6 protein-coding genes are annotated in these 7,958 nt (G+C 37.8%); 1 reads left to right on the top strand and 5 read right to left on the bottom strand.

Annotated elements, in window-relative coordinates:
- The 3 genes from PaeCFBP13512_RS14935 to PaeCFBP13512_RS14925 all read right to left on the bottom strand — a co-directional run.
- A partial coding sequence (locus tag PaeCFBP13512_RS14935; RefSeq protein ID WP_137224111.1) for a hypothetical protein occupies nucleotides 1–408 on the bottom strand: 408 nt, incomplete at its 3' end.
- Nucleotides 409–587: 179 nt separating this feature from the next.
- A complete protein-coding gene (locus PaeCFBP13512_RS14930; protein WP_241669396.1) occupies nucleotides 588–2,108 on the bottom strand; it encodes a sensor domain-containing diguanylate cyclase in 1,521 nt (506 codons plus the stop codon).
- A 208-nt stretch (nucleotides 2,109–2,316) separates the two neighbouring features.
- Nucleotides 2,317–3,171: an alpha/beta fold hydrolase gene (locus PaeCFBP13512_RS14925; RefSeq protein ID WP_137224107.1), complete on the bottom strand. Its 855-nt coding sequence runs from the start codon at nucleotides 3,169–3,171 to the stop codon at nucleotides 2,317–2,319.
- 262 nt (nucleotides 3,172–3,433) lie between these two features.
- On the opposite strand from PaeCFBP13512_RS14925, the gene ypfJ reads away from it, so the two are divergent.
- Nucleotides 3,434–4,276, top strand: coding sequence for a KPN_02809 family neutral zinc metallopeptidase (gene ypfJ / locus PaeCFBP13512_RS14920; RefSeq protein ID WP_069326512.1), 843 nt, complete (start codon nucleotides 3,434–3,436; stop codon nucleotides 4,274–4,276).
- Between the two features lie 68 nt (nucleotides 4,277–4,344).
- On the opposite strand, the gene PaeCFBP13512_RS14915 is transcribed toward ypfJ, so the two are convergent.
- Both PaeCFBP13512_RS14915 and PaeCFBP13512_RS14910 read right to left on the bottom strand, forming a co-directional pair.
- On the bottom strand, nucleotides 4,345–4,884 hold the full coding sequence (locus tag PaeCFBP13512_RS14915) for a hypothetical protein (RefSeq protein WP_137224105.1): 540 nt from the start codon (nucleotides 4,882–4,884) through the stop codon (nucleotides 4,345–4,347).
- Nucleotides 4,885–5,226: 342 nt separating this feature from the next.
- A complete protein-coding gene (locus PaeCFBP13512_RS14910) occupies nucleotides 5,227–7,806 on the bottom strand; it encodes a LuxR C-terminal-related transcriptional regulator (protein ID WP_137224103.1) in 2,580 nt (859 codons plus the stop codon).
- Between the last annotated feature and the right edge of the window lie 152 nt (nucleotides 7,807–7,958).

The following is a 7,958-nucleotide window of genomic DNA, read 5'->3' as shown; positions in this document are numbered from 1 at the left end:
CATATTTAAACACCACCCACTTATTGATTTTTTTTTCAAATCTTTTATTCTATTCTTTATTATAGTTTTTTCTTTATCAGTAAGAGAGTCTTTGTCTGATTTCTTATAAATTATTAGCATTGAATATATACGGCGACCATACTTTGCATAAATAATTCGATAACCTCCACTTTTACCGGAGTTGTCATTTGAACTATCAAATCGTAATTTTATAGCGCCACCTGTACCTTGAACAATATCTCCCAAGACATTATTGGGATTTGTATTTGTTTCTTCATATAATCGGACTTGACTTTCAAGTCTTTTTTTATCTGCATCTGATAGTTCATAGAGCTCCCACAGTTTATTGAAAGCGTTTGGGTAAACAAATTGTAATTCAACATCTTCATTATACTTTCGTTTTCTCATACAGTGCTCTCCAGTTCGATAACCTTCGAATCTTGATTGTACGATTATATCGTATAACTCAACTATATACGATATAATCGTATGATTCAACTATATTAGTTTTTAGCAGGAGTTAAATTAATCCTAGAAAGTATGTAAGAAAACCCGTTTATATCACAATCAGGTGATATAGACGGGTTTTATATTTTCAATTTACGTTGATGCTTATTACGATACATCGCTTTGTCTGCATGGTTCAATAGAGTATCAACATCTGTACCATCTTGCGGATAGATACTGGCTCCAGAACTCATTGAAATTGCTAATGTATCTTCTCCATATACAAATTGAGCTTGAGCAAATAGGGTATTGATCTGATTGAGAATTTTCTGTACTTGAATCCGGTGTTCGACAGGATGAATAAATAAAACAAATTCATCGCCTCCTAGACGTGCCACCATACCTGTATTTCCAACAGCTTGTTGAATAAGCTTGGCAGTATGCTGAAGCATCTCATCACCAGCTTGATGTCCATACCGATCATTGGTTTCTTTAAAATAATCGAGATCGATTAGAATAATAGCCAGTTGTTCTTGCTGTTGTTGAGCTTTGACCATACATTTTTCTAACTCTTGATAAAAGTAACGACGATTAGGAAGTTCTGTTAAAGAATCGTGATATGCAAGAAAAGCGATTTGGCGTTGTTGCTCTTTTTTGATCGTAATATCACGCATAATAAGAATCACATGATCTTCATGATCCACAACGACATAATCCCCTTTGACCAGAATATCGATCCATTGCTCACCATTCCAGATCTTCGTCTCCATATCAATAATGCCTTGCTGTTGTTGAAGCTTCTTCCATAGTTCCTGACTTGCTATCGTATTCAAGTTGGTAATATCCAGATCGACAAATGAGAAGAGTTGCCTAGCACTTGGATTCGCTTCTTTGATCGTACCAAATCGACGTGCTAACAGAATGGCTGCTGGATTCATATCAAATAACTTTTTGTACCGATGGTGATTAAAATTTAAAAATTCGTACTTTTTCATGGCGACTTGTAATGTAAAACACCAGATCAATCCACCATACAGATACGGATAAGGCGGAAGTTTCTCACCAAATTGGAAATATCCAAAAAAGGCAATCCAGCTCAAGGATAGGATCATACCGTATCGTAACACTCGATAAATCGCCTGATGTTCAGAAGAACGATTCGATGCTTGATAACGGGAAAGAAACACAAGTGAAGCAACACTGATCAGAATACTTGCAGTAAGAGCAGCATAATAAGAAGTATTATAAACAGGCAATTTCCAGATCCCTGCTGCGACAAATTGTTGTGAAGAAATATACTGTGTATCATTGATAATCGCTAACGGAATAATAAGGAGAGGAAGATAGAAAATATACGGATACAACCATTTCGGCATTTTGCGATACGTGCCAGAAATCTTGACGATAAAATGAAAACCCAACCCGGGTAAAATAATACCTACATTGGCGAACCAAAAAGCGGACAATACTGAACTATATTCAAGCGGTAATTGATAACGAACATACTCTTCTAAAAAAAGTAGAAAGTAACATCCGATCGCAATACTCACCAAGCGATGTTCTGACTTCTTGGGATTACGTAACAAGACATCAATACCCATATAGAAAAAGAATAGCATCGGTAAAACATAGAGAACGATAGGAATCAAGGGTTCTAACACATTCAAACGTATATATCTCCTTTCCAATAGATTTAGAAGCAGAAGCCAACAGTGTATACCTGCTACACATACCTATTGTTCAATTAAAAATGAATAAGAGATACTATGTATAATATCGTCATTATGTGTCAAAAAATAAGCAGAAAAAAAGCTGACGATCATAACTGTATATCGCCAGCGTTTCTTTCTGTATCTATATTAAAATGACTTATAGATTATGGCTTGCTACGCCTGATGTATTATTGCCACCAGACATTTGATTCAGGAATAATAATAACTCTGAATTAAACTTTTCTTGCTCATCAAACATCATCGCATGACCGCTATCTTCAAAAGCTACAAGGCGTGAATTAGGAATACTTTGTTGGGTTAATTCTGCTAACTTAGGATCACAGATTTTATCTTTTTGACCCTGAAAAATGACTGTTGGTACATTGATATGTGGCAAGTCTGCACGTAGGTCTTCATCACGTAGAGATTCTGCGGCTTTGATCGTGCCATGATTAGACGCTTGGAAACACAATAATTCTAACCATACCATCAGCGCTGCTCTAGACTTATGATGGGTAAATTTCAGACCAAATTGAGATAGCATTTTTGGACGATCTTCGTACGTCGGAATAATCAGTTGTGCATTCAGGTCTTCCTTCGTCATGTTATATTCAAAATCAGGACGCTGTGTAAATACAGGCGTTGCAGAACCCATCAATGCAAGGTGAGAGATGCCTTTTCCTTGATGACGTGCCATGTAACGAGTAGCCACTGCTCCACCCATAGAGAAACCAATCAATGCAGCGTTTTCAATCTGAAGCTCATCAATAACAGCTTTGAGATCATCTGCCATCCGGTCAAAAGAATAACTTTCCCACGGTGCATCCGATTTACCAAATCCACGGAAATCCATTCCGATACAGCGATATCCTTCTTTAGGCAAGATAGAGTATTGATATTCAAACATTTGACTGTTAGCTGGCCAGCCGTGTAAAAATATAACAGGAATCCCTTCGCCAATATCTTCTACATAGATTTTCACATGATCTTCTACTTGTATATAACGTCCCATATCTGTCGCCTCCTGATGTGTAAGTGATTGTTACTGTATTAAACATATTTATTTGAAAAAAAACGCTATATTGCAAGATTAACTTTATTATGTAAAACGAATTTCTAAAAATCAGCGTGAAGATCATCTATGTAGATCCGTACCAAATAAATAATTTATAGAGCGTAAACCAGAAAATTGGGATGTCCTAATTCTTTTGGGGTATATCATGTATACATACGTTAAAGCAAACGGTTTGGATCAGTCATTAGGGGGCAAAAAGATGAAGTTGCAAGGTAGAAGAACAAGTTCCAATGTAGAAGATCGCAGAGGTAAAGGCGGTAAAACGATTATTGGTGGAGGAATCGGCGGGATTATTATTATTTTGATTGTGACGTTATTAGGAGGCAATCCTAGTGAATTATTGAACGGTACGACGTCGACAACGACCGAATCATCTGCACCCTATCAGGCAACCGCAGAAGAACAAGAGTTAGCGAATATGGTATCTGTAGTCTTAGCAAGTACAGAAGATGTCTGGACCGCCCAATTTAAAAAGCAAGGATTAACGTATAAGAATCCTACACTGGTACTGTATAACGATAGTGTTAATTCAGCTTGTGGTACAGCCAGTTCAGCAGTAGGGCCTTTTTATTGTCCGGGGGATCAGAAGCTGTATATTGATCTCAGTTTTTATGATGAACTTCAGCAAAAGTTCAAAGCACCCGGTGATTTTGCCATGGCTTATGTGATTGCACATGAAGTAGGTCATCATGTACAGACACTACTTGGAACTATGGATAAGATTCAATCTACCCGTCAAAATATGAGCGAAACGCAATACAACAAAGTGCAGGTTAAGTTAGAGTTGCAAGCCGATTATCTGGCAGGTGTCTGGGCACATGATGCGCAAGGAACGAACCTGTTAGAAGAAGGTGATCTCGAAGAAGCGCTCACCGCAGCAAGCGCTGTTGGTGATGATACCCTTCAGAAGCAAGGACAGGGATATGTTGTACCAGATAGCTTTACACATGGTACATCAGAACAGCGCAAACGTTGGTTTTATAAAGGATTTGAGTCAGGCACGATCGCAGGTGGAGATACCTTTAATGCAAGTAGCTTATAAATAATTCAAAAAAAGTCTGGCAACAGGTTCTCTTTACCGAGGTAGAGAAATCCTGTGACCAGACTTTTTTATTGTTGTCCTTGTATAGCATGTTGTTTGCTATGTAAGTTCATAGCATAATGATAAAGTTGTTGGAAAGGAACCCGATATTCTTCAATTAATCCTTGTGGAGTGGCTAATGTAGAAGTCTTTTTCGCCAGCTTGGAACATAATCGCTGTAATGAAGGTTCAGAAGCAATCCAGAAGCGAACTTCTTTGATCCCCCGTCCAGACTGATCAATATGTTCTACTAAATGTTGCAGAGCATGTGTAAACATTTTGGTTTTACGATATTTAGGGCTGAAGATAATAGACTGAATCTGTATAACGTCGTTGTTATAGTAAGCATCTTCAGCAGTTCCATACAAGTAACTCCAAGCCCCTACCACTTCCTGATAAGCATCCAGACTGATAAAACATTCCTCTTCCAAAAGCAGTGGAAACGGCGTAAAACCAAGTGTGAATAATAAAGGATGAGGCGTAGGAAGCTTCACATGATTTTCCAAAACAAAGGTCATATATTGTTCTTGATACATAGAGTTGGAACAGACTTGCATACGATAGTTCATCATAAACGACTCCTTTGTGTATAAAGTAATGCCGACATAAATAACAACCATATCCCTTGGCTTCTAAGCTGAAAATAAGAGAAAAAGACCTCGATGTAATCTGCCGAATCGAGGTCTACAAAGATATGATGGGAGGAAACCGTTCGGATAGGTGTGATCATAGAAGAGATTCGAAAGATAACAGAAGATTTTATATTTAATGTCAATTATTCTCCCATGATCCGGGTTGTTTTTATTGTAGCAAACCAAGAAGTACGCATCTATTAACTAAAGTTAACTTCAATAGATTTTTATGACAGAGGAGTCACTTTTTTATGAAGTACTATATATCATTTCATCAGATTAAGATTCTGAAAACAATTCCAATTCTTGTGATTTGAGCAGAGCTTGTACACGAGAAGTCACTTCAAGCTTGTTGTATATTCGGTTGATGTATACTTTGATCGTACCGATGGTGAGTCCTAATTGATCTGCAATTTGTTGATTGGAATGACCTTGATGGATCAGCTTAAGCACTGCTAATTCTTTGGGTGTTAATGCTTCGATAAGATGAGTAGTTGTTGGAAAAGGGACTTTGCCTTCTGCTTCTAACACACGTAGTAACTTGGTAATATAATCAAGCATCGTTGGATGGTTGGCTACGCTACGGGTATGGCTTAACTTTTGCAATAAGATATAGACAATATCGCCTTCATCTACAAATGTCCGTATATAGTCAAAAGGCAGTACTAATTCGATCGCTTGCTGAAGTAATAGCACAGCAGTATCGGTCTGTCCTTTACGATAAGTACAAATAGATTGAAGCACAATAGACGTACATTCAATATGAATTGCATGTTCATTTTCCGCTAAAAAACGAATCGAAGATAAGATTTCTAAAGCAGTATTGTATTCTTTTTTGACCATAAGTACACGTGCTAATACTGTAAATGCTAGAGATTGATCTAAAGAAACACGATGTTGTGGTGTGATCGCAATCGAATCGAGCGTATTGACCGCTTGCTCAATGTTGCCTTCGTATAGGTCTATCCATGCACTAAAAGCATAGAGATGTTTGCGCCAGTTATGATGTGCACTTTCTTCAAGCAGTTGCAAAGTGTTTTCCAGAATCGTCCGCGCTGTAATATACTGCTTTTCTTTTAGTTTCAGCTTAATAGTCGTTAAGCGAAAAGGAACGAGTATTCCGGGAACCATACGGTAACTTTCTTGTTTGGATACCACTTGCAACCAGTGCATACAGGTCGTCAGATCATTGCGTTCATAAGCTCCTTCCGCAATCGCTTGCATAATATACTGACAGAGTAGGGACTGTTCTCCATGATGTTGAGTAAGAAAATGTACCATTTCTTTGCCGACATTGGCTGTTTGTTGGTTGAGCAGACCTTTCAGACCAAAAGCTGTATTTCGAACAAAAGGTTCACTTTTGTTATAATTAAAGTTGAAAAAAACCGATTCTTGAGGTAATTCGCGACCTGCATGATGCATAAAAGAAAACCATTCATCAAAGTTACGCGAGACAAAAATCATATTGGTTTTGACCAGAAATAAAATACCTAGATGCTTAGAAGCACTGCCTGTAAGACCTAGCTCTTGTATACGTTGTTCGCAAGCTTTGAGTAACTGTGCTGATTCTTCAAAACGATCTGTAATACTCAAAATAAAAGCATGAATCAAACACAGTTTAATCGTACATTCGTAGTCATCAGGGAACAAGGTGAACCAGTGCAGTAACGTATCCAGTTCACCTTTGCCTAGCCATTCTTCAATATGTTCATCTATTAATTGGGAAGCTTGTTCATAGTTATGTGCGATCAAAGAATGATCGATCGCTTCTTCGATCCAATGACGATCTTTGTAGAGTTGACTGGCTTTTTGATGCCCTTCGATCCACAGCGACTCAGATGATTGACGTAATACATTTTGCACAAATTCAGCAAATAAATGATGGTACCGATACCATTCTCCTTCTTCATCGAGCGGAATCAGAAATAGAGTCAATCGTTGCAGACGATGTAGTTTATCCTGACTATCACTGAGCCCGGTAAGTTGATTGCAGAGTTCAGCATTGATACGCTTCAAAATCGAAGTCTGTAACAAAAAAGATTGCAGTTCTTCGTCTAACCGACTCCACACTTCTTGAAATAAGTAATCAGCAATATTACGATGCTTTCCATTAAAATCTAGAAAAAAGCGATGCTGATCATCACCTTGTTGAATTGAAATCAAAGCCAACTGAATACCAGCAATCCAGCCTTCAGTCTGTTCAACAAGCATATGAATCATTTCTGAAGGTAATGAATAGCCCATCGTTTGCTTGCAAAATAAAGACACTTCTTCTTCTGAAAAAGCCATTTCGCCAGCAGCTATAATATTTAATTGTTGTCGTACCAACCATTTGCCGATATGTACAAAAGGAAGAGCATGACGAGAAGAGATATACAGATGCACATGCCTCGGTAAATAGTCGATGAGATACGAAAGACTGTTGTGAATATCCGGACTTCGAATAAAGTGATAGTCATCCAAAATGATCGCTAACGGTTGCTCTACTTTTTCTAATTCATAAATAAACATATCGATAAAAGAAGTCATTCCGCTTATGGATGAACTGGACAATAGCGGTAACAATCGTTCTTCCAGATCAGGAATCCGATAACAAGATAACGAATAGATAACATAACGCCAGAATCTGCGCTGATCGTTATCTCGTTCATCTAATGATAACCACGCATACGGTTGTTTTTTCTCATATAGCCATTGTCCAAGCAGAGTTGATTTGCCGCTACCTGCTGGCGCATACACCATATTGACTCTAAAATTCATGCCTTGTTCTACACGATGAATCCATTCGGGACGGTCGATCGTATAGGTTCGAATCATCGGTTTAGAGACTTTTGTTTTTAACAATATAGAACTTTCCATAGATCCCGTCCTGTCTCCTTGGATTAAGATAAAAGGTTTTTACAAAGGCTCTTATCCTAATTGATCAAGGTTTATTTCGTATATTGTAATATATAGATACATCAAAAACGATAGAATAGATAGAGCGAAAAAAGGAGAGAATACAGTGAATT

Source organism: Paenibacillus sp. CFBP13512 (assembly GCF_005233705.1).
In the GTDB taxonomy this organism is placed as follows: domain Bacteria; phylum Bacillota; class Bacilli; order Paenibacillales; family Paenibacillaceae; genus Saccharibacillus; species Saccharibacillus nuruki.
The sequence above is the reverse complement of the archived record's forward strand: the minus strand, read 5'-3'. Positions and strand labels throughout refer to the sequence as shown.